Source organism: Curtobacterium flaccumfaciens, assembly GCF_013359815.1.
In the GTDB taxonomy this organism is placed as follows: Bacteria; Actinomycetota; Actinomycetes; order Actinomycetales; family Microbacteriaceae; genus Curtobacterium; species Curtobacterium flaccumfaciens.
In genome coordinates this window covers 154327-175248 of sequence record NZ_JABMCF010000037.1, presented here as the reverse complement: position 1 = coordinate 175248, position 20922 = coordinate 154327, and the positions used below count along the sequence as shown (strand labels likewise).

The following is a 20922-nucleotide window of genomic DNA, read 5'->3' as shown; positions in this document are numbered from 1 at the left end:
GCCCGTGACCTCTCGGCGCCCTGCCCACGACGAGTCGTGACCACTCGGCGGCGCGCGGCCAGGCGACGGGACGCGACCGGTCGACGGCCTGGAGGCGCGTGCCGGCGCCGCCCCTAGCCTCCAGGCCGCAGCGCCCCACGCCCACCGCGCCCGCCCGCCGGTCGCAACACCACGCCTACCCCGCGCCGGCCCGTCGCAGACCGTCGCCTGCGGCCCCGCCAGCCGACAGTCCGTGACCCCTCGGCACCCCTCCTACGACGAGTCGCCACCACTCGGCGGCGCGCGGCCAGGCGACGGGACGCGACCGGTCGACGGCCTGGAGGCGCGTGCCGGCGCCGCCCCGAGCCTCCAGGCCGCCGCGCCCCACGCCCACCGCGCCCGCCCGCCGGTCGCAACACCACGCCTACCCCGCGGCGGGCGGTCGCAGACCGTCGCCTGCGGCGCCGCCAGCCGACAGTTCGTGACCACTCGGCACCCCTCCGACGACGAGTCGCGACCACTCGGCGGTGGGCCGGCCAGGCGACGGGACGCGAGCGGTCGACGGCCTGGAGGCGCGTGGCGGCGCCGCCCCGGCCCTCCAGGCCGCTGCGCCCCACCCGACCCCACCCGCCCGCCGGTCGCAACACCCCGCCTACCCCGCGGCGAGCGGTCGCAGACCGTCGCCTGCGGCGCCGCCAACCGACAGTCCGTGACCACTCGGCGCCCCTCCGACGACGAGTCGCGACCACTCGGCGACGGCACGTAACCGAAGTCGCGCGACACGCCGCGTCCACGTCGCCGCGGTCGCGCGAACCGTCGTCCCGACGCCGGGCAGGCGGCAGATCGTGCGACCTCGGCCCGGCCCGGCGCCAGCCGGCCCGCGCGTCAGGCCGCGCGCCGCCGCGGCACCACGAGGGGCGTGCCGGTCTCGGGATCGGGGACGACGACGCACGGCAGGCCGAAGACGTCCTCGACGAGGTCCGCGGTGAGCACCGACGACGGCTTCCCCGCCGAGACGATCGCCCCGTCGCGCATCGCGATGACGTGGGTGGCGTAGCGCGCAGCCTGGTTCAGGTCGTGCAGCACCGCGACGACCGTGCGACCGGCCGCGTGCAGCGTGGAGGCCAGTTCGAGCACGTCGTACTGGTGCGCGATGTCGAGGAACGTCGTCGGCTCGTCGAGCAGCACGATGTCGGTCTGCTGCGCGAGCACCATCGCGATCCACACCCGCTGCCGCTGCCCGCCGGAGAGCTCGTCGACGCTCCGCTCCGCCAGTTCCACCGTCGACGTCTGCTCGAGTGCAGCCTGCACCGCCTGCCGGTCGGAGCCGGACGACGGGTGCAGCAGGTCCTGGTGCGGGAACCGGCCCCGGGACACCAGGTCACGCACGGTGATGCCGTCGGGGGCGATCGGGGTCTGCGGGAGCATGCCGACCCGCCGGGCGACGGCCTTCGGGCGGTACGAGTCGATCGGCGCCCCGTCGAGGAAGACCCTGCCGGCGCGCGGCTTCAGGGTGCGGGCGAAGGACTTCAGGAGCGTCGACTTGCCGCAGGCATTGGGCCCGACGATGACCGTGAGTTCGCCGTCGGGGATGTCGACGTCGAGCGTGTCCACCACGACCCGGTCGTCGTACGCCAGGGTCAGCCCACGGGCCCCCAGCGCGGTGGTCGGGACCGGACCGAGCGCGGTGCCCGCGGTCGGCATCAGTGCTCGGCCTTGCCGTGCCGCCAGTAGCCCATGAACGCGACCTGCTTGCGGTCGATGCCGACGCCGCGCACCAGGTGGCGGCGGAGTTCCTTGACGCAGCCGGCCTCGCCCGCGATCCACGCGTAGACGGGGCGCTCGTCGACGGGCGCGGGCACGTCCCACAGCACCTGCTCGTCGACGTCGACGTCGGTGAGCTCGGCGGCCGGCTCGCACGCGGCGGCGGACGACGGCGCGACGGTGGAGGCCCAGGCGTGCACCTGGTCGGTCATCCGGACCCCGTGGGTGGCGCCGTTCCGGGCGATCCAGCGGACCTCGACCCCGGCCGGCGCGGTGACCGGCAGCCGGTCGGCGTCGGTGGGCACCTCGATGAAGACGTGGCCGACGGTCGAGACGTCGAGGGCTTCGAGGATGGCGCAGATGGCCGGTGCAGCCGTCTCGTCCCCGGCGAGCAGGATCCGGTTCGCGTGCCCGGGAGCGAACTCGGCCGCCCCGGTCGGCAGGTCCTCCGGCGACTCGGGAACCCGCGGCCCGACGATGCGCAGCTCGTCACCGACGCGGCAGGCCGACACCCAGCGCGACGCCGGACCGGTGTCGCCGTGCGCGACGAAGTCGATGTCGAGTTCGCGGGCGTCCGGCCGGAACGAGCGGACCGTGTACGTGCGGAGCGGGTTGCGGGCGTCGTCCGGCAGCGCGCGCCAGGCGGTGTACCAGTCCTCGTCCTCCGGCAGTTCGGAGAAGCCGATGCCGGGCAGGGGCAGCACGATCTTGATCCGCTGGTCGAGACCGACCGAGGAGAAGTCGGCGAGCGCGTCGCCCGTCAGCGTCACCCGGACGAAGTTCGGGGTGAGCGACGTGACGGCGGCCACACGGACGGAGAAGACGCGATACCGGGTTGCCACGAACCGAGTATGGCATGCCTTACCTAACGTCTCCAGGCCCCCGGAACGGTGCGAGGATCGTCCCCGTGTCCGAAGCCCCCGACGACGAATTCGCCGACCTGCCCGCCCTCGCCAGCGCGAGCGGCGTGACCACGCCGCTCCGCGCCTCCAGGCAGGTGGTCCGCACCGCGGACGGACAGGAGACCTCCGCGATCCGGTGGGGCGACGACGGCCAGGAGGCCCGGATCACCTACCTGCACGGGCTCGGCATCGACGCCCACAGCTTCGACACCACGGCACTCGCCGTGGGCGAGCCGGCGGTCGCCCTCGACCTGCCCGGCCACGGCCGGTCGTCGTGGCGGGAGGACGCCGACTACGCGGCGGCCGCGACGGCGCCGAGCGTGCTCGCCGCGCTCGACGCGCTCGCGGTGCCGCCCGGGATCGTCGTCGGGCACTCGCTCGGTGCGATCCTGTCCGCTCGACTCGCGGCCACCGCGCCGGAGCGGGTCACCGGACTCGTGCTCGTCGACATGTCGCCGGACTTCGCGCAGCGTGCGGTGGACCGGATCGCCCGCGCGCTCGAGGCCGAGGAGCCGTTCGAGTCCCTCGAGCAGGTCGTCGACCGGGCGATCGAGGCGCGGGTCGGCGACGACCGGCAGGTGCTGCTCCGTGAGGCCCGGCACACGACGGCCCTCGGTGCGGACGGGCGACTCGTGCGCCGGCACCACTTCCCGCACCTGCCCGCCGGGCGGACGTCATCGGTGGGACGCTTCGCCGATGCGTGGCCGGACCTCGAGGCCCTGCGCGTGCCGATCCTGCTCGTCCGGGGTGACCGCGGGTACGTCTCCCCGAAGCTGCACACCGGGTTCGCCGAACGCCTCCCGGATGCCGAGATCGTGACGGTCACCTCGCGGCACGCGGTGCAGAACCAGGCACCCCTCGAACTGGCTTCGGCGATCCGGGCATGGGCGGAGCGGCACGGATTGTTGCACCCGATCGAAGAACCGTCGCCGGACGGCACCAGCCGCCGGTACCCTCGTGCGAGCGCGAGGCCCGATCCCAGCCCTCGCGCCCGGAAGGAACCCACCACCCCATGAGTCCGCTCCTGCCCCGTCGCACCGCGCGCACCTCGCGCATCGGGCGCGCTGCCCTCGCCGTCACCGCGGTCGCCGTCGTCTCCGCCCTGGCGCTGACCGGCTGCTCCGGCTCGTCCGACACCACCGGGGGCAAGGACGCCACGGTGCGCGTCGGGCTGGTGCTCGAGCCGACGAGTCTCGACATCCGCACCCAGTCCGGGGCGGCGCTCGACCAGGTGCTCATCGACAACGTGTACCAGGGGCTCGTCGGCCGGACCGCCGACGGCGAGATCCGTGACGTGCTGGCCTCGTCGCACGAGGTCTCGAAGGACGGCCTGACCTACACGTTCACGCTGCGGGACGGCACGACGTTCCAGGACGGCAAGCCGGTCACCGCGGCCGACGTCGTGTGGTCGCTCGAGCAGGTCAAGTCGAACGACTCGTACGTCGACTCGGCCAAGCTCGCGGGCGTCACGTCGATCACCTCGCCGTCGGACGACTCCGTCGTGCTGCAACTGGCGAAGCCGGACTCCGACCTGCTCTGGAACCTGACCGGCCGCTCGGGCCTGGTGCTCGAGAAGGCCGCGGACAACGACCTGTCCGACAGCGCCAACGGCACCGGTCCGTTCGAGGTCGCGAGCTGGAAGCAGGGCGACTCGCTCACCTTCGACCGCAACGAGGACTACTGGGGCACGAAGGCGAAGGTCGCGAAGATCGTCTTCCGGTACATCACGGACCCGTCGACCGCCGTCAACGCGATGGCGAACGGTGACCTCGACGTCCTGAACCCCGTCGACGGCACGCTCAAGAGCCAGCTGCAGGGCAACGCCGACATCGCGCTGCACAGCGGCAAGACGACCGACAAGTACACGCTCGCGTTCAACGACCTCAAGGAACCCTTCACCGACGAGCGCGTGCGCCGGGCCATCCGGCAGGCGATCGACGCGAAGGCGCTCATCAAGGCGATCGGCGGCACCGGCGTGGAGCAGGGCGGCCCCATCCCGGAGCTCGACCCCGGCTACGAGGACCTGACCGACATCGACGCGTACGACCCCGCGAACGCGAAGAAGCTCCTGGCCGCCGCCGGCCAGCAGGACCTGAAGCTGACGCTCACCTACGCGAACATCTACCCGACGACGATCGGCGACGTGCTGAAGTCGCAGCTCGCCGACGTCGGGATCACCCTGACCGTCAAGCGCGTCGACTTCGCCACCTGGCTGTCCTCCGTGTTCCAGGCACCGAAGTCCGGCGAGCGGGACTTCGACCTGTCGATGGTCGACCACGTCGAGGCCCGTGACTTCGGCAACTGGGCGAACCCGGACTACTACTTCGGCTACGACAACCCGAAGGTGCAGGCCCTCTACGCCCAGTCGATCGCGGCGACCGACGAGGCCACGAAGACCGAGGCACTCCGCAAGGCTGCACGCATCGTCAGCGAGGACGCGGCCGGCGAGTGGCTCTACACGGCGACCGAGATCACCGCGGTGCGCTCCGGCGTGACGGGCTTCCCGGTCGACGGCGGCAACTCGCGCCTCGACCTGGCGAAGCTCGCGGTCAAGTGACCCGGGGCGGCCGCGGCGGGGTGTCCGTCCCCGTAGCATCGGTGTCGTGACCCGGTTCCTCATCGGGCGGGTGCTCCTGCTCGTCGTCGGCCTGCTCGTGGCGAGCGTCATCATCTTCGCCACGCTCCGCGTGCTGCCCGGTGACGTCGCCCAGGTCGTCGCCGGCACGCAGTCGACCCCCGCGCAGGTGGAGCAGCTCCGGCAGCAGCTCGGACTCGACCGGCCCGTCGTGGTGCAGTACCTCGACTGGATCGGCGGGGTGTTCCGTGGTGACCTCGGGCGCTCCCTGGTGACGAACGGTGCCGTCGCACCGGAGATCGCGCAGAAGCTCGCGATCACCCTGCCGCTCGCCGCGATGTCGCTGGCGACCGCCCTGGTGATCGGCGTCCCGCTCGGGGTGGTCGCCGCGGTGCTCCGTCGCCGCCCGGGTGGCGCGGTGATCGGCTTCGCGGCGCAGGCCGTCGCCGCCGTGCCCATCGTGTGGGCCGGCATGCTCCTCGTCGCCCTGTTCGCGGTGACGCTGCACTGGCTGCCGACGCAGGGCTTCCCGCTCGACGGCTGGTCGGAACCCGGGCGGGCGTTCGCGTCGCTCGTGCTGCCCGCGCTGACGATCGGTGCCGTCGAGGGCGCCGTGATCCTCCGGTTCACCCGGTCCGCCACGTTGTCCGTCCTCGATGCCGACCACCTGCGCACCGCCGCCGCCGTCGGGCTGACCCGCACGCAGGCGCTGCTCCGCCACGGCCTGCCGAGCGTCGCCCTCACGGTGCTCGCCGTGCTCGGGGTCCAGATCGCCGGGCTGCTCGTCGGTGCCGTCGTCGTCGAGCAGCTGTTCTCGTTGCCCGGGGTCGGTCGGATGCTCGTGACCGATGTCGGCCGCCGCGACATCACGAAGGTGCAGTCGGAACTGCTCGTGCTCACCGGACTCGTGCTGCTCGTCGGGTTCGCCGTCGACGTCGTGCACCGCACCCTCGACCCCCGACAGCGCGAGGTGCAGGGATGATCCGCCGCCTGGTGTCCCGCCCGACCGGGGTCTTCGCCGTCGTCGTGCTGGGCCTGCTGCTCGTGCTCGCCGCCGTGTCGCTCGTCTGGACACCGCAGAACCCGTTCCGCGCCGACCCGTTCCACCAGTGGGAGGGGCCGAGCGCCGCGCACTGGTTCGGCACCGACGCCGCCGGCCGCGACATCGCGAGCTACCTGCTCGCCGGCACCCGCACCACCGTGCTCGTCGCCGTCGGCTCCGGGGTGATCGCGAGCGTCGTCGGCATCGTCCTCACCGCGATCGGTTCGCTCACCGCCCGCTGGGTGCGCGAGGGCACCGCGGTCCTGCTCGACATCCTGGTGGCGTTCCCGACCCTGCTCACCGCGATGCTCCTGACCGCGGTGTTCGGCGGGTCGCTCGGCGTCGTCATCGTCAGCGTCGGGCTGTCCTTCGGCGTGACGATCGCCCGCGTGGCCCGCGGCGAGATCCGGCGGATCGCCCGCAGCGACTACGTGACCGCGGCCCGGGCGTCCGGCGTCGGCGGTGCCGGGGTGCTCTTCCGTCACCTGGTGCCGAACGCGGCGCCGCTGTTCACCGTGCAGCTGTCGCTCGCGATGGCCACGGCCGTCCTCGCCGAGGCCGGGCTGTCCTACCTGGGCTACGGCGCCGGATCGGACACCGCGTCCTGGGGCAGCCTGCTGTCCGACCTGCAGACCTACATCGGTGTCCACCCGTGGAGTGCGACCTGGCCGGGCGCCGCCATCGCGATCGTCGTCGCAGCACTGTCGTTGCTCGGCGACGCGGTGCGGGACGCCTCGGACCCGCGGCTGACGACGAGCGACCGGAGCGCCGACCCGGCGACGACCGACGGCACCGCGCGCGACCGGAACGCCGACCCGGCGACGACAACGCCGGGGGTGACCGCATGACCGACCACGCACGCGACGGATCCGGCCGCACCGACGCAGCCGGCACCGCCCACGCAACCGCAGCCTCCGGACTCGAGGTGCGCGGGTTGTCGGTCCGCATCACGGGGCGGACGATCCTCGACGACGTCACCTTCACCGTGCCTCCCGGCCATCGCGTCGGCGTGATCGGCGCGAGCGGATCCGGCAAGTCGATGACCTCGCTCGCCCTGATGGGTCTGGAGCCCACCGGCGCCGTCGTGACCGGCAGCGTCCGCCTGGACGGCACCGAACTCGTCGGCCTGCCCGACCGCGAGCGCGCGCGACACCGCGGATCGGGCATCGCGATGGTGTTCCAGGAGCCGGGCACCGCGCTCGACCCGCTGCGCCGGGTCGGCGCGCAGATCGCGGAGCCGCTCCGGCTGCACCGCGGGCTCGACCGGCGTGCGGCACGCGCGGCAGCCGTCGACCTGGCGGCGTCCGTGGGCCTGCCCGACCCGGAATCGATGCTGCGGCAGTACCCGCACCAGCTGTCGGGCGGACAGCGGCAGCGGATCTGCATCGCGATGGCGATGGCGGGCGAGCCGTCGTACCTGGTCGCCGACGAGCCGACGACGGCGCTCGACGTCACCACCGAGGCCCGCATCCTCGACCTGTTCGAGCACCTGCCGGCGGGCATGGTGTTCGTCACCCACGACCTCGCCGTGCTCGCGCGCATCGCCGACACCGCCGTGGTGCTCGACGCCGGCCGGGTGGTCGAGCAGGGGCGCGTCGCGGACCTGCTCGCCGCACCGCAGCACCCCGCCACCGCTGCGCTCGTCGACGCCGCACGTGCAACCGCCAGGAGGACCGCCCCGTGACCCTCCCCGTCCTCGAGGCCACCGGTCTCCACCGCACCTACCGACTCCCCCGCCGCGGCCCGTTCGAGCCCGGGCCGGTCCGCACCGCCGTCGACGGTGTCGACCTGACGGTCGCCCCCGGCGCACGGCTCGGCATCGTCGGCGAATCGGGATCCGGCAAGTCCACGCTGGTCCGGCTGCTCGCCGGCCTGGAGGTCCCTTCCGCCGGCACCGTCGCCGCATCCGGCCGTCCGGTGGTCGCGTCCCGGTCCGCGCGTGCGTTGCGCTGGTTCCGTCGCGAGACCGGGGTGGTGTTCCAGGACCCGTACGCGTCCCTCGACCCGCGGATGCGCGTCGGCGCGATCGTCGCCGAGCCGCTGCGGGCCCTGCAGGTCCTGGGGTCGCACGACGACCTGGTCCGTGCCGTGCTGGAGCGCGTCGACCTGCCCGCCGACACGGTCGACCGGTACCCGCACGAGTTCTCCGGCGGGCAACGGCAGCGGATCGCGATCGCGCGCGCCGTGGTGCACTCGCCGCGGATCCTGTTCGGCGACGAGCCGATGAGCGCCCTCGACGTGGTGGTCCGTGCCCGGGTGATCGAGCTGTTCCGGTCGCTCGCCGACGACCTCGGGCTGACGCTCGTGCTGGTGTCGCACGACATCGGCGTCGTGCAGCGGCTGTGCGACACGGTCGCGGTGATGTCCGACGGCCGCATCGTCGAGCACGGGCCGGTGTCGCTCCTCGACGCGCCGCAGCACCCGGTGACGCGGGCGTTGGTGGCGGCGGCGCCGACGCTGCCGTAGGCGGCGGACGGCGGGCGGCGGGGGCGGGAAACGCGTGCAGACGTCGAACGACACCGTCGACGTCGTACGACACCGACATCGTCGCCCGCCCGCGCGTGCAACCGTTGCGGACGCGTTGGTGCGACAGGATCGCTGTCGTACGACGACGACTTCGTCGCACCGGTTCGACGCACCTGACGCACGAGCACGCAGCGCGCGTCGGGCGGGACCCTCGCGACGACCCGGCCCCCCGGGCCTCCCGTCAGGCGGTCCAGGCGGCCGGGTGCCGCCGCTGCCAGCGCAACCGGCGCTCGAGCTGCGCGCCGATCGCGAGCAGGACGCGCTCGCCGCCGGGCCGCCCGATCAGCTGCACGCCCATCGGCAGCCCGCCACCGTCGGGGTGGTCGTCGTCGGTCACGCCGACCGGCAGGGTGATCGCGGGGAGCCCGGACACGTTCGCCATCGACGTCCACGGCGAGTAGGCGCACTGGCGGCGGAAGTCCTCGTCGGGGTCGTCGCCGTACCAGCCGAGGGGCCGCGGCGTCATCGCGAGGGTCGGCGTGAGCACCGCGTCGAACCGGTCGAACGCACCGATGAGCGTCGTCGAGAAGGTGTCGAGCGTCGACATCGCCTCGAGGACCTGCGTGCCGGACAATGCCTGCCCCCGGGCCACGAGCCACGCCACGAGCGGGGTCAGCGACGACAGGTCGATGCCGGGCACCTGCGGCAGGCGGGCGGCGGAGCTCTCCCACGCCACCCGGAACGCGTCGGCGTACGGCACGCGGGGCATCCGGACGTCCTCGACGCCGTGCCCGACCTCGCCGAGCACGCGCACGGCGGTCTCCACGGCAGCCCGGGCCGCGGGGTCGACGACCACGTCGACGGTGTCGTCCCACGGCGAGCCGTCGAGCACCCCGACGACGAACCGGCCCTCGCCGCGGACGGCGGCCGCGGTGAACGGCCCCTCGCCGACGTCGGGGGTGACGAGGGCGTACGGCGACGGTTCCGGCAGCCCGGTCGGCGCGACCAGCGCGTCGAGCAGCATGCCCGCGTCGGCGACGGACCGGGTGAGCGGCCCGGCCACGGACAGGCCGCCGACGCCGGAGCGGCCGGGCATCGACGGCACGCGGCCGCGGCTCGGCTTCAGGCCGACGAGTCCGGTCGCCGCGGCGGGGATCCGCACCGATCCGCCGCCGTCCGAACCGACTGCAGCCGGCACGAGTCCGGCGGCGACGGCCACGGCCGCACCGCTCGACGACCCGCCCGGCGCGCGCGCGGTGTCGTAGGGGTTCCGCGTCACGCCGAGCCGGGTCTCGGACGACGAGGACATGCCGAACTCCGGTGACGCGGTCTTGCCGAGGCTGACGGTGCCGGCCGCGTCGAGCGCGGCGACGAGCGGGTGGTCGGCCGACGCGGGCCGCTCCGGCAGGCTCGCGGTGCCGTTCCGCGTGGGGACCCCGGCGCGGTCGTACAGGTCCTTGTCGGCGGACGGGAGGCCCCACAACGGTCTCGACGTCGGCACCAGGTGGCCGAGGCGTTCGGCTCGGGCCCGGGCCGCGTCCGCGGTGACCGTCACGAAAGCGCCGAGTCCGGCGTCCAGGCGTTCCACGCGGGCCATGTAGTGCTCGGTGACCTCGAGGGCGGTCACCTCGCCCCGGCGGATCCAGTCCCAGAGTTCCTGCGCGGAGAGGTGGTGGAGTTCGAACACGGCTCCGAGCCTAGGCGGCGGTGGCCCGTATCCTTCGACGGTGGACACCACTCTCCCGTCCGGCACGACGAAGCGCCGGATCGAACTCCGGCTCGTCCGGCCCCCGTTCGCCTGGTTCGCCCGGCCGACCGTCACCGTCGACGGTGTGGGGCACCCGGCCCAGTGGGGTACCGGCACGTGGGCGGTGCCGGACGACGGCGACACGGTGATCGGTGTGTACCTGTTCAACCGCGCGTGGCGGTTCGGGGCGGCCTCGGTGTCGGTCGGCGGCGCGACGGCGCTCGAGTACCGGGGCGGGCTGCTGCCGGTGGGTGCGGGTCGGCTGGTGCCCCAGGGCTGAGGGTCGCGCCGGGCCGGGCAGGGTCTGCTCGGGCGGCTACTCGAACATCGCGGCGAGGAGCGCGTGCGGGTCACCGTCGACCACGTGCGCCGATCGTCGCTCCGGCCAGTGCGTCGTGGCGTCGTCCGGCCAGCACGGCACGACGTGGAGGTGCAGGTGCGGCACGCTCTGGCCGGCGTCTGCACCCGATGCCTGCAGCACGACGGTCCCGGTCGCGCCGAGGGCCCCCTTCATTGCACGGGCGACACGCTGCGCCAGTGCCGTGGTGGCGGCGAGCGCCGTGGGTCCTGCACTGAGCAGGTCGGCGGTGTGCTCGACCGGCACGACCAGGGTGTGGCCGGGAGCCAGCGCCGAGTCGGGCAGGGGTGCGAAGGCCACGGCGTGCTCCTCGCGTTCCACCCACACGGCGGGTTCGTCACCGGCGATCACGGCACAGAAGACGCAGGAGTCCATCGGCCCAGTCTGCTGCACGTGGGGTGCCGCTCCCGCGTGGGACGATGGGCGCATGACCGCCACGCTCGTCGCCAAGGGCCTGTCCGGCGGGTACGCCGCTCGCACGCTGTTCGACTCCCTCGACCTGACGGTGGCGCCCGGTGACGTGATCGGGGTCGTCGGCGTGAACGGTGCCGGCAAGTCCACCCTGCTCCGACTGCTGGCCGGTGTCGACGAGCCGCTGGCCGGCACGGTGTCCCTGGCACCGACGGACGCGTTCGTGGGGTGGCTCCCCCAGGAGCACGAGCGCATCGCTGGTGAAACCGTCGCGGCGTACCTCGGGCGACGGACCGGCTGCACCGAGGCGACCGGGACGATGGACGCAGCGGCGGCGGCGCTCGGGGACCCCGACGCCGGCGACGCAGCGGCCGACCGGTACTCGGCGGCGCTCGACCGCTGGCTCGCCGCGGGGGCCGCCGACCTGGAGGACCGGATCCCGGCGGTGCTCGCCGACCTCGGGCTCGAGCCCGGCACGGGCGACTCCGGTGCGGACGGCGTCGGCCCGGACTCCCTGATGACCGCGCTGTCCGGTGGGCAGGTCGCCCGCGTCGGGCTCGCCGCGCTGCTGCTCTCGCGGTTCGACATCGTCCTGCTCGACGAGCCGACCAACGACCTCGACCTGGACGGCCTCGACCGGCTCGAGGCGTTCGTGCGCGGGCTGCGCGGCGGGGTGGTGCTCGTCAGCCACGACCGTGAGTTCCTGGCGCGCTCGGTGACCTCCGTGCTCGAACTCGACCTGGCGCAGTCGTCGAACCGGCTGTTCGGCGGCGGGTACGACTCGTTCCTCGAGGAGCGCGAGATCGCCCGGCAGCACAAGCGTGACGCATACGACGAGTTCGCGTCGACCAAGGCCGACCTGGTCTCGCGGGCACGGACGCAGCGCGAGTGGTCGAGCCAGGGTGTGCGGAACGCCATGAAGAAGAGCCCGGACAACGACAAGATCCGCCGTCGTGCCGCCTCGGAGTCGAGCGAGAAGCAGGCGCAGAAGGTCCGGCAGATGGAGTCCCGCATCGCCCGGCTCGACGAGGTCGAGGAGCCGCGCAAGGAGTGGCAGCTCGAGTTCACCATCGGCAGCGCACCCCGGTCGTCGGCCGTCGTCGCGACGTTGTCGAACGCCACGTTCACCCAGGGCGACTTCACCCTCGGCCCGGTCTCGCTGCAGGTCGACGGCGGTGACCGGATCGGCATCACCGGCCCGAACGGCGCCGGCAAGTCCACCCTGCTGCGGGCGCTGCTCGGCAAGCAGGCGCCGACGACGGGCACGGCCTCGCTCGGGTCCAGCGTCGCGGTCGGCGAGGTCGACCAGGCGCGTGCGGCGTTCACCGGTGACCAGCCCCTGGCAGCGGCGTTCGAGGCGATCGTCCCCGAGTACACGACCGCCGACGTCCGGACGCTGCTCGCGAAGTTCGGGCTGAAGGCGGACCACGTCGGCCGACCTGCCTCGGCGCTCTCCCCCGGTGAGCGCACCCGGGCCGGACTCGCGCTGCTGCAGGCCCGCGGGGTGAACGTGCTCGTCCTCGACGAACCGACCAACCACCTGGACCTCACCGCGATCGAGCAGCTCGAGCAGGCGCTGGAGTCCTACGACGGGACCCTGCTGCTCGTCACACACGACCGGCGCATGCTGAAGACCGTCCGACTCGACCGGCAGTGGCGGGTCGAGGGCGGCACCGTCACCGAACGCTGACGGATCGACCGAGGGGGAAGCACCATGCGACGCAACACCTGGATCGCGACGACCGCCGGGGTGGTGGTGCTCGCCGTCGCAGCCGTCGTGGTGGGGGTGACCGTGGGGTCGCCGGCACCGGAGCCGACCCGTGCGGCCCGGGCCACGACGACACCGACCCCGAGCCCCACGCCGACCGCGTCCCCGAAGCCGACGCTCGCGGCCGTCCCCGCCGCACCGTCCGACGCGACCCTGGCCGCGCTGCCGTTGGCGTTCCACGACGCCGTCGTGCCGCAGTTGCTCGACGGCGGGGACGTGGAGCCCGAGGACACGTGGCAGATCGCGACCCCGCGCACGCAGCTCGTCGCCCTGTACGCGAGCCCGTCGAGCCGCGCCCGGCCGGTGGCGACCCTGTCCCACCTGGTGTCGACGATCAACCGACCCGCGGCGACCGCGGTGTGGGGTCGCTCCCCCGGCCGGGACGGCGGGATGCTCCTGGTGTCGACGCCGTCCCGCAACCGCACCCCCGGTGACGGCGGCGACCCGGACGCCCCGAGCGCGACGTTCGCCTGGGCCCGGGCCGCCGACTTCACCGTGACGCGCACCGACCGGATGATCACGGTCGACGTCGCGGCGAGCACCGTGTCCGTCGTCACCCGGAAGGGGAAGGTCACCGCCACCGAGGCCGCGCGGCTCGGGACGCCGGAGGACCCGACACCGACCGACACCGCCACCTACGTCGAGGCGGCGTACGTCGACACCCGCGTCGCGTACACGCAGGGCAACCCGATCATCCTGACCGGGGCGCACTCGTCGCGGATCCCGTCGTACGGCGGCAACGCTGCGCTGACCGCGTTGCACTACTACCCGGACCCGACCGGCAGCTCGCACGGCTGCGTCCGGGTCTCGGCGGAGATGACGAAGACGCTCGCGGCGCTGCCCGTCGGCACCCCGATCCGGTTCAGCTGAGCCCGGGTCAGCTGAGACCGGGTCAGTGGAAGGGGCAGCGGCCCCGGACCTCGCCGCCTGATGCCGGCTTCGTCGGCAGTCGGCGGCGGTCGACCTGGAGCCCGTCGTCGAGGATCGTCAGCCGCGGGTCGCTCAGCACCGAGACCGCGGCCGCGAGTGCGGCGACGGCGACCTTCTCGCCGGGGCACCGGTGTCCCGTGGCGACGTCGGCGCCGCCGTGCGGGACGAACGTCGTGATCCCCTCGAAGTCGTCCACGCCGAGGAACCGCGACGGGTCGAAGTCGCCCGCACGGTCCCACGAGCGCTCGTCGGTGTCGGTCCCGGTGATGTCGAGCACCACGCGCCCGCCGGCGGGCAGGTGCTGGCCGTCCAGTTCGACGTCCGTGGTGGCCCAGGCGGGCAGCATCGGCACGAACGGCGCCGTCCGGCGGATCTCCTGCGCGAAGGCGACGGCGAGCGGGCCGTCGACGCGCGGCCCGTCAGCGGCGTCGGCCGCCGCGCTCTCGGCCGCGATCCGTGCCCGCCACTCCGGCCGGTCGTGCAACTCCTTCGCCGCGAACGCCACGAACCGGGCCACCGCGATGGCCGGCCGGATGCTGTTCTGGAGTTCGATGCCGGCCAGCCGCGCCGGCAGCAGCGCCCCGGAGGGGTCCCGGTGCCATGCCCACTCGTGCAGGGCGGTGTGTGGCTCGGGGGTCAACCGGCCACCGCGCACGGCCTCGACCAGCCGCCGGGCGTGCCGGTCCGACCAGTGCCGGTTCAGGACGGCCTGCAGGTACTCCGGTGAGTACGGCACCCCGAAGCCGTCGACGACCTGGGCGAGCCGTGCCGCCCACCGGGTCTTCGCCGCCGGCGTCCCCGGCAGTCCGGCCCACCGCATGACGGCGCGGCCGATCGCACCGACGGCCGCGTCGTACGCCGACCGGGTGCCACCGGCGAGCCAGGCGTCGCGTTCGGTCGCCCACTCCCGGGTCAGCAGGGGTGCGAGCCGCCGGACCTGCTCGTCCTCGTACGCGACGTCGACGAAGGTGGCCTTGCGGTGGTGGTGCTCCGCCCCGTCGAGACTGTGCACCGAACCGACGCCGAACAGCGTCCGCTGGACGATCGCCGGCATCGCGCCGTGGCGTGCCGTGCGGTCGCCGTCGTAGAACAGCCCGACGCCCTCGGCACCACGCACGAGCAGCGCCGGACGTCCGAGCAGTCGGAAGCCCACCGCCCGCGCTCCCGGACGGGTCCGGCGCCACAGGTGGGCACCGAACCCGTAGCCGCGGGTCAGGAGCGAGAGGGAGTCGTCGATCGCCATGCGGCCATGCTGCCGAGCGCCGCCCGATCAGGCTCTCGGGATCCGCACCAGTCCGAGCCGCGCCACGACCTCGGCGCTCTCCTCTTCCGGGGTGCGGTCGGCGGCGATCGTCAGGTGGGCCTCGTCGGACTGCGGCGGCTCGAGCGTGGCGAGCTGCGACTGCAGCAGCGACGTCGGCATGAAGTGCCCGGAACGCTGCGACATCCGCTCCTCGATGAGCGCGCCGTCACCGGCCACGTGCACGAACACCACCCCGGGGGCCCGCAGCACGTCGCGGTACGAGCGCTTCAGGGCCGAGCAGGTCACGACGCCGTTCGTCCCGGCGCCCAGGTGTCCGCGGATCCAGCCGGCGACGACGTCGAGCCACGGCCAGCGGTCCTCGTCGGTGAGCGGGGTGCCGGCGTGCATCTTGTCGACGTTCGCCGGCGGGTGCATCGCGTCGCCCTCGGCGAACTCCCACCCGACCTGCTCCGCCACCATGGCGGCGACGGTCGACTTGCCGGACCCGGAGACCCCCATCACCACCAGGACGCGGGCGTCCAGCCCGGCGTCGGACGCACCGGCAGCAGCAACTCCTCCTGCGCCGCTCATCGGATGAACACCCCGGCCAGCAGGACCCCGAGCAGACCGAACACCGAGATGAGGCACTCGAGCACCGTCCACGTCTTGAACGTCTGCCCCACCGTGGTGCCGAGGTACCCCTTCACCAGCCAGAACCCGGCGTCGTTCACGTGCGACAGGAACACCGAGCCGGCACCGATCGCGAGCACGAGCAGGGAGGTCATCGGCGTCGACAGGTCGGCGGCGATCGGCGCCATGATGCCGGCGGCGGTCACGGTGGCGACCGTGGCCGACCCGGTCGCCACGCGGACCAGGGCCGAGACGACCCAGGCGACGAGCAGCACCGAGACGCCGGAGTCCTTGACGGCGTCGGCGATCACGCCGCCGATCCCGGTGTCGATGAGCACCTGCTTGAAGCCACCGCCGGCACCGACGATGAGCAGCACCCCGGCGATCGGGGGCAGCGCGCTCTCGAGCGACTTCGACACCGCCGAGCGGTCCATGCCGCCGCCGATCGCGAAGAAGACCATCGCGTAGACGGCCGCGATGCCGATGGCGATCATCGGCGAGCCGAGGAAGTCGAGCAGGCTCACCCACGAGCCGGCGGCGTCGGGGGCGGTGGCCTCACGGATCGCCTGGGCGAGCATGAGCACGACCGGCAGCAGGATGCCGATCAGGGCGACGGTGAACGACGGGCTGCGCGGCTCGCTGATCACGCGCGTGAAGTCGCTCTTGCCGTTGGGCAGGGACGCGGTGTCCTGCGTGGCGGGGCCGCGCCGGGCCTCCCGTCCGGGGTGTGCCGGGTCGTCGGCGAAGGCGGCGGACCCGGAACCCGACCCCGGGCCGGCGGTCGCGACCGCCCCACGCGACCCGAAGATGTCGGGGACGGGGATGTCGACCCAGCGGGCCGCGAAGCGGGCGAAGAGCGGCCCGGCCAGGATGATCACCGGGATCGCCAGCACGATGCCGAAGGCGAGCGTGGTGCCGAGGTTCGCACCGACGGTGGAGATCGCGACGAGCGGGCCGGGGTGCGGCGGGACGAACGCGTGCATCGTCGACAGGCCGACCAGCGCGGGGACGGCGATCTTCATGATCGGCACCTCGCTCCGCTTGGCGACCAGCACGATGATCGGGATGAGCAGGACGAGGCCGACCTCGAAGAACATCGGCAGCCCGATGAGCGCACCGATCAGGGCCATCGTCCACGGCAGCGCCGCCTTCGACGACTTCCGCACCAGGGTGTCCACCACGCGGTCCGCTGCGCCGGAGTCGACGAGCATCTTGCCGAACATCGCCCCGAGCCCGACCAGGATGCCGACGCTCGTCATGGTCGCGCCGAAGCCGTCACCGAAGCTGGTGACCGCCTTGTCGGGAGCGAGCCCCGCGCCGATGCCGACGCCGAGCGCGCCGATCGTGAGCGCGATGAACGGGTGCACCTTGAGCCAGGTGATGAGCGCGATGATCACCACGATGCCGACGAGCGCCGCGATGATCAGCTGCGGGATCGAACCGGACGGGTCGACCGTCTCGGTGGTGCCACCCGCGGCGAGCAGGTGGTCCGGGAGAGCGTGAGGCATCAGCGCCCCTTCCTGGAGTCGCTGCTGCGCGGCTCCGTCGCCTTCGTGTCGAGGGTGGACTGGCGCGACGAACGCCGACCCTCAATAATCTGATTAATCAGACTATACGACGTCGTCCCGCGCGCCAACCGCCCGTCCCCGGAGTCTGCCGCTTCGATGGGACCGGCGTCACGACGACCGCGTGACCCGTACTGCACGGAGGAAACGATGCCCACCGCACGCGGACTGCACGCCCACGTGCTCGACACCCTGGGCCAGCGGATCGTCGACGGCGACCTGGCCACGGGTTCCGTCGTGCGACCCGAACTGGTCGCCGACGAGTTCGGGGTGTCCCGCTCGGTCGTCCGCGAGGCCCTGCGCGTCCTGCAGTCCCTCGGCCTGGTCGAGCCCCGGCAGCGGGTCGGCACGCTCGTCCGCGACATCACCGCGTGGGAGCTGCTCGCCCCCACCGTGATCCGGTGGCGCGGTACCTCACCGGCGTACTTCGTGCAGCAGCGCGAGCTCGTCGAGCTCCGGCTCGGCGTCGAACCCGTCGCGGCATCCCTGACCGCCGGCTCCGCGGGCGCGGACGCCGTGCTCACCGCCGCCGAGGACATGCTCGACGCCTGCGGGCGCGAGGACAGCCGCGCCTACCTGGAGGCCGACGTCCGCTTCCACCGTGCCCTGCTCACCGGGTCCGGGAACGCCGTGTTCGCGCACTTCGCCGGCACGGTCGAGGCGCTGCTCCGCACCCGCACGTCGGAGTCGCGGGACCCCATCACGCGCTGGACGCGCGAGGCGGCACTCCGGCACCAGGCGGTCGGGCGCGCAGCGGTCGACGGTGACGCGGACGCCGCCGCGGCGGCGGCCACCGCGCTGCTCCGCGTGACGCGCGACGAGTTCATCACCGAGGCGCCGGCGGGCTGACGCGACCGGGCGACGGCCTGGAGGCGCGTGCCGGGGCCGCCACGAGCCTCCCGTCCGCCCCGCGGCCGCGTCTCGAGCGTGACGGACGCCCGTCAGGTTCGTCGCGTCGGTATCTGTGCCGCTGCCGGTGCCGTCAGCGGCGGCGTGCGAACAGCCGCGGGCCGCGCAGGCGGAGCCGCATCGTGACCGTGCCGAGCCAGCGGTCGTACTTGTAGCCGACCTTGCCCATCCGGCCCACTTCCTCGAAGCCGAGCCGCTCGTGCAGCCGGATCGACGCCTCGGCCTGCCGGTCCGCGATGACCGCGACGACCTCGCGCACACCGGCCGAGCGGCACTCGTCGAGCAGTGCCTCCATCAGCGCGCGGCCGAGCCCCTTGCCACCGGACGCGGCGCCGAGGTAGATCGAGTCCTCGACGACGTGGTTCGAGCGGTCCCGCGGGTTCCACGCGTCGACCAGGGCGTACCCGAGGATCTGCCCGGCGGGGTTCTCCGCCACCAGGAACGGCAGGCGGCGCTTCCGGATGTCGTCGTAGCGCTTCTTCCACGCGGCGTACGTGAACGCCGCCGGGTCGAAGGTCACCGACGAGTTGCGGACGTAGTGCGTGTGGATCTCGCGCACGTGGGGCAGGTCCCCCACCTCGGCCGCACGGATGCGGTACTCGAAGGCCGTCTCGGTCGCCGCCGGGGCACGCAGGTGCCGCGGCAGGACCCGCCGTCGCTGGTATTCCTCCTCGAGCACGTGCCGAGCCTACTGAGCGGGCAGCGTCCAGTCGACGGGCGGTGCGCCCTGCGACTCGAGCAGCGCGTTCACCTGCGAGAACGGGCGGCTGCCGAAGAACCCGCGCGACGCGCTGAGCGGGCTCGGGTGGGCCGACGCGACGACCGGGGTGTCGCCGAGGAGCGGTCGCACCGAACCGGCCTGCGCGCCCCAGAGCACGGTGACGAGCGGGGTGCCACGGGCGACCAGGGCACGGACGGCCTGGTCGGTCACCGATTCCCAGCCCTTGCCGCGGTGGCTGCCGGCCTCGCCCGCCTGCACGGTGAGCACCCGGTTGAGCAGCAGGACGCCCTGGTCGGACCACGCCCGCAGGTCACCGTGTTGCGGGGGCGTCACGCCGAGGTCGTCGGCGAGCTCGCGGTAGATGTTCGCCAGGCTCCGCGGCACCGGACGGACGGCCGGGTCGACGGCGAAGGACAGCCCGATCGGGTGGCCGGGCGTCGGGTACGGGTCCTGCCCGACGACCAGCACCTTGACGGCGTCGAACGGGGTCGTGAACGCGCGCAGCACGTCGCCGCCCGCGGGCAGGTAGTGACGGCCCGCAGCGGTCTCGTCCCGCAGCCACGCGCCGATCCGGTGCACGTCGGGCTCGACCGGCGCGAGGGCATCGGCCCAGCCGGGGTCGACCAGGTCGGCGAGCGGCCGTGGTTCCACGTCGGCTACGCGCCCATGGTGGCGACGGCCACCGACTCCTCGCCGGCCATCACACGCCAGACGCTGCCGGTCCCGCGGACCTCGAGCGCGCCCTCGCCGACGACGAGCGTGGTGTCCTCGTCGATCGCGAGTCCGGCGGTGACGAACTCGGCCTCGGCGCTGGCGATGAGCCGCGCGAGCGTGCCGGCCTGCACCGCGTGCACGTCGATGGTCAGGTCGACCAGGCCGAGGCCCTCGCGGAGCTCGACCTCGTCCAGCCCCTCGGACGCCGCCTCGGGGCAGATCTCGACGCCGCCGATGCGCCAGCCACCCACCAGGGCACGGTCGGCGGCGATCATCGCACCGGCCGAGTAGCCGAGGTAGGGCAGCCCGTCGGCGACGAGCAGCCGGAGCTGGTCGACGAGCGGGGCGATCGCCGCCAGGTAGTCGGGGGTGACGCCGCCACCGATCACCAGGGCGTCGACGTCGCTCAGGACGGTGGTGTCGAAGACCTGACCGGCCGCGACCTCGGTGACGAGCACCTCGGCCGTGCGCGGGCCCCCGAGGACCTCGGCGATGTCGGCCGTCGACGACGGGCTGCCGCCGTCCGGGCCCGCCACGGAGAGCAGGGCGATGCGCGGGACGCTCCGGCCGACCGCTGCCGAACGGGCGGTCGCCTCGGCGAGGAACGGTGCTGCGGCGTCCGAGGCGGCGAAGAGACCGCCGCCGACCAGGTGGATGCTCACGACTCGGCCGTCACGGGGGCGAGGGCGCTCCACGGGAACGTGATCCAGCCGTCGACCCGGCGCCACACGTGGTCGGGCTCGAGGACGGTGCCGGGCTTCGAGTACAGGCAGGCGCTCCGGACGTCGGCACCCGCGTTCCGGATGATGTCGACCACCAGGCGCAGGGTGCGGCCGGAGTCCGACACGTCGTCGACGACGAGGACCCGCTTGCCGGCCAGGCTCGGGGCGTCGAGGGCGGGGGCGAGCACGACCGGCTCCTCCAGCCGCTGCTCGACGTCGGTGTAGAACTCGACGTTGATCGAGCCGCACTCCTTGGTGCCGAGGGCGTACGCCACGGCGCCGGCGATGATCAGTCCGCCGCGGGCGACGGCGACGACGACCTCGGGCTCGAAGCCGCTGGACAGGACGTCCTTGGCGAGCAGGCGTGCGGCGTCACCGAACTCGAGCCAGCCGAGTACCTCGGGCCCGCTCGTCACGGTCACGGTGGACGGAGCCGCGGGCTCGGGTTCGCTGCTGATCGGCATCCGACCACGGTA

General features: G+C 73.6%; 21 protein-coding genes. 10 read left to right on the top strand and 11 right to left on the bottom strand.

What is annotated here, in order from left to right:
• Positions 1-864: 864 nt before the first annotated feature.
• Both HP445_RS11145 and HP445_RS11140 read right to left on the bottom strand, forming a co-directional pair.
• Complete coding sequence (locus HP445_RS11145) at positions 865-1683, bottom strand: ABC transporter ATP-binding protein (RefSeq protein ID WP_128780014.1); 819 nt, start codon at positions 1681-1683, stop codon at positions 865-867.
• Positions 1683-2585, bottom strand: coding sequence for a siderophore-interacting protein (locus HP445_RS11140; RefSeq protein WP_128780015.1), 903 nt, complete (start codon positions 2583-2585; stop codon positions 1683-1685). The genes HP445_RS11145 and HP445_RS11140 overlap by 1 nt, the downstream gene beginning before the upstream one ends.
• 65 nt (positions 2586-2650) lie before the next feature.
• On the opposite strand from HP445_RS11140, the gene HP445_RS11135 reads away from it, so the two are divergent.
• From HP445_RS11135 to HP445_RS11110, 6 genes are read left to right on the top strand one after another with little or no spacing between them, the layout of a single operon-like run.
• The gene (locus HP445_RS11135; protein ID WP_164941123.1) at positions 2651-3661 is read left to right on the top strand and encodes an alpha/beta fold hydrolase; all 1011 of its coding nucleotides are present in this window, start codon (positions 2651-2653) and stop codon (positions 3659-3661) included.
• Positions 3658-5202 (top strand): ABC transporter substrate-binding protein, encoded by a 1545-nt coding sequence (locus HP445_RS11130; protein WP_128780017.1) that lies wholly within the window; start codon positions 3658-3660, stop codon positions 5200-5202. Before HP445_RS11135 ends, HP445_RS11130 begins: the two co-directional genes overlap by 4 nt.
• A gap of 46 nt (positions 5203-5248) precedes the next feature.
• Positions 5249-6202, top strand: a complete 954-nt coding sequence (locus tag HP445_RS11125; RefSeq protein WP_128780018.1) for an ABC transporter permease — start codon at positions 5249-5251, stop codon at positions 6200-6202.
• Positions 6199-7110 carry an ABC transporter permease gene (locus tag HP445_RS11120; protein ID WP_128780019.1) on the top strand — a complete coding sequence of 304 codons (912 nt, stop codon included), beginning with the start codon at positions 6199-6201 and terminating at the stop codon, positions 7108-7110. The genes HP445_RS11125 and HP445_RS11120 overlap by 4 nt, the downstream gene beginning before the upstream one ends.
• Entirely contained in the window at positions 7107-7946 is an 840-nt protein-coding gene (locus HP445_RS11115; RefSeq protein ID WP_241660364.1) for an ABC transporter ATP-binding protein, read from the top strand. Before HP445_RS11120 ends, HP445_RS11115 begins: the two co-directional genes overlap by 4 nt.
• Complete coding sequence (locus tag HP445_RS11110; RefSeq protein ID WP_128780020.1) at positions 7943-8728, top strand: ABC transporter ATP-binding protein; 786 nt, start codon at positions 7943-7945, stop codon at positions 8726-8728. Before HP445_RS11115 ends, HP445_RS11110 begins: the two co-directional genes overlap by 4 nt.
• 241 nt (positions 8729-8969) lie before the next feature.
• On the opposite strand, the gene HP445_RS11105 is transcribed toward HP445_RS11110, so the two are convergent.
• Positions 8970-10415, bottom strand: coding sequence for an amidase (locus HP445_RS11105; protein WP_128780021.1), 1446 nt, complete (start codon positions 10413-10415; stop codon positions 8970-8972).
• 40 nt (positions 10416-10455) lie between these two features.
• Here HP445_RS11105 and HP445_RS11100 point away from each other — a divergent pair, with 40 nt between their 5' ends.
• The gene (locus HP445_RS11100) at positions 10456-10755 is read left to right on the top strand and encodes a hypothetical protein (RefSeq protein ID WP_128780022.1); all 300 of its coding nucleotides are present in this window, start codon (positions 10456-10458) and stop codon (positions 10753-10755) included.
• 36 nt (positions 10756-10791) lie between these two features.
• On the opposite strand, the gene HP445_RS11095 is transcribed toward HP445_RS11100, so the two are convergent.
• On the bottom strand, positions 10792-11208 hold the full coding sequence (locus tag HP445_RS11095; protein ID WP_128780023.1) for an HIT family protein: 417 nt from the start codon (positions 11206-11208) through the stop codon (positions 10792-10794).
• Positions 11209-11260: 52 nt separating this feature from the next.
• Here HP445_RS11095 and HP445_RS11090 point away from each other — a divergent pair, with 52 nt between their 5' ends.
• Complete coding sequence (locus HP445_RS11090; protein WP_128780024.1) at positions 11261-12934, top strand: ABC-F family ATP-binding cassette domain-containing protein; 1674 nt, start codon at positions 11261-11263, stop codon at positions 12932-12934.
• A gap of 24 nt (positions 12935-12958) precedes the next feature.
• Entirely contained in the window at positions 12959-13882 is a 924-nt protein-coding gene (locus tag HP445_RS11085; protein ID WP_128780025.1) for a L,D-transpeptidase, read from the top strand.
• A gap of 22 nt (positions 13883-13904) precedes the next feature.
• On the opposite strand, the gene HP445_RS11080 is transcribed toward HP445_RS11085, so the two are convergent.
• Genes HP445_RS11080 through HP445_RS11070 form a run of 3 tightly spaced genes read right to left on the bottom strand, consistent with a single transcriptional unit; the run spans position 13905 to position 17323 of the window.
• The gene (locus HP445_RS11080) at positions 13905-15185 is read right to left on the bottom strand and encodes a cytochrome P450 (protein WP_128780026.1); all 1281 of its coding nucleotides are present in this window, start codon (positions 15183-15185) and stop codon (positions 13905-13907) included.
• A 27-nt stretch (positions 15186-15212) separates the two neighbouring features.
• Positions 15213-15776: a gluconokinase gene (locus HP445_RS11075; RefSeq protein WP_128780027.1), complete on the bottom strand. Its 564-nt coding sequence runs from the start codon at positions 15774-15776 to the stop codon at positions 15213-15215.
• The gene (locus tag HP445_RS11070) at positions 15773-17323 is read right to left on the bottom strand and encodes a GntP family permease (RefSeq protein ID WP_206647586.1); all 1551 of its coding nucleotides are present in this window, start codon (positions 17321-17323) and stop codon (positions 15773-15775) included. The genes HP445_RS11075 and HP445_RS11070 overlap by 4 nt, the downstream gene beginning before the upstream one ends.
• A 207-nt stretch (positions 17324-17530) precedes the next feature.
• On the opposite strand from HP445_RS11070, the gene HP445_RS11065 reads away from it, so the two are divergent.
• Positions 17531-18229: a FadR/GntR family transcriptional regulator gene (locus tag HP445_RS11065; protein WP_164941124.1), complete on the top strand. Its 699-nt coding sequence runs from the start codon at positions 17531-17533 to the stop codon at positions 18227-18229.
• A 133-nt stretch (positions 18230-18362) separates the two neighbouring features.
• Here HP445_RS11065 and HP445_RS11060 read toward each other — a convergent pair whose 3' ends face one another.
• The 4 genes from HP445_RS11060 to HP445_RS11045 are packed head-to-tail and all read right to left on the bottom strand — an operon-like array spanning position 18363 to position 20910.
• On the bottom strand, positions 18363-18968 hold the full coding sequence (locus HP445_RS11060; RefSeq protein ID WP_027465815.1) for a GNAT family N-acetyltransferase: 606 nt from the start codon (positions 18966-18968) through the stop codon (positions 18363-18365).
• A gap of 9 nt (positions 18969-18977) precedes the next feature.
• Positions 18978-19661, bottom strand: a complete 684-nt coding sequence (locus HP445_RS11055; protein ID WP_128780029.1) for a uracil-DNA glycosylase — start codon at positions 19659-19661, stop codon at positions 18978-18980.
• Positions 19662-19666: 5 nt separating this feature from the next.
• Positions 19667-20386 (bottom strand): Type 1 glutamine amidotransferase-like domain-containing protein, encoded by a 720-nt coding sequence (locus HP445_RS18665; RefSeq protein WP_128780030.1) that lies wholly within the window; start codon positions 20384-20386, stop codon positions 19667-19669.
• On the bottom strand, positions 20383-20910 hold the full coding sequence (locus tag HP445_RS11045; protein ID WP_051596753.1) for a phosphoribosyltransferase: 528 nt from the start codon (positions 20908-20910) through the stop codon (positions 20383-20385). Before HP445_RS11045 ends, HP445_RS18665 begins: the two co-directional genes overlap by 4 nt.
• Between the last annotated feature and the right edge of the window lie 12 nt (positions 20911-20922).

Bases quoted from the DNA above. Each gene is read 5' to 3' on its own strand.
- HP445_RS11065 (WP_164941124.1), top strand. From the start codon at position 17,531: ATGCCCACCGCACGCGGACTGCACGCCCACGTGCTCGACACCCTGGGC.
- HP445_RS11085 (WP_128780025.1), top strand. From the start codon at position 12,959: ATGCGACGCAACACCTGGATCGCGACGACCGCCGGGGTGGTGGTGCTC.
- HP445_RS11070 (WP_206647586.1), bottom strand. From the start codon at position 17,323: ATGCCTCACGCTCTCCCGGACCACCTGCTCGCCGCGGGTGGCACCACC.
- HP445_RS11130 (WP_128780017.1), top strand. From the start codon at position 3,658: ATGAGTCCGCTCCTGCCCCGTCGCACCGCGCGCACCTCGCGCATCGGG.
- HP445_RS11095 (WP_128780023.1), bottom strand. From the start codon at position 11,208: ATGGACTCCTGCGTCTTCTGTGCCGTGATCGCCGGTGACGAACCCGCC.
- HP445_RS11120 (WP_128780019.1), top strand. From the start codon at position 6,199: ATGATCCGCCGCCTGGTGTCCCGCCCGACCGGGGTCTTCGCCGTCGTC.
- HP445_RS11045 (WP_051596753.1), bottom strand. From the start codon at position 20,910: ATGCCGATCAGCAGCGAACCCGAGCCCGCGGCTCCGTCCACCGTGACC.
- HP445_RS11075 (WP_128780027.1), bottom strand. From the start codon at position 15,776: ATGAGCGGCGCAGGAGGAGTTGCTGCTGCCGGTGCGTCCGACGCCGGG.
- HP445_RS11145 (WP_128780014.1), bottom strand. From the start codon at position 1,683: ATGCCGACCGCGGGCACCGCGCTCGGTCCGGTCCCGACCACCGCGCTG.
- HP445_RS11090 (WP_128780024.1), top strand. From the start codon at position 11,261: ATGACCGCCACGCTCGTCGCCAAGGGCCTGTCCGGCGGGTACGCCGCT.
- HP445_RS11080 (WP_128780026.1), bottom strand. From the start codon at position 15,185: ATGGCGATCGACGACTCCCTCTCGCTCCTGACCCGCGGCTACGGGTTC.
- HP445_RS11115 (WP_241660364.1), top strand. From the start codon at position 7,107: ATGACCGACCACGCACGCGACGGATCCGGCCGCACCGACGCAGCCGGC.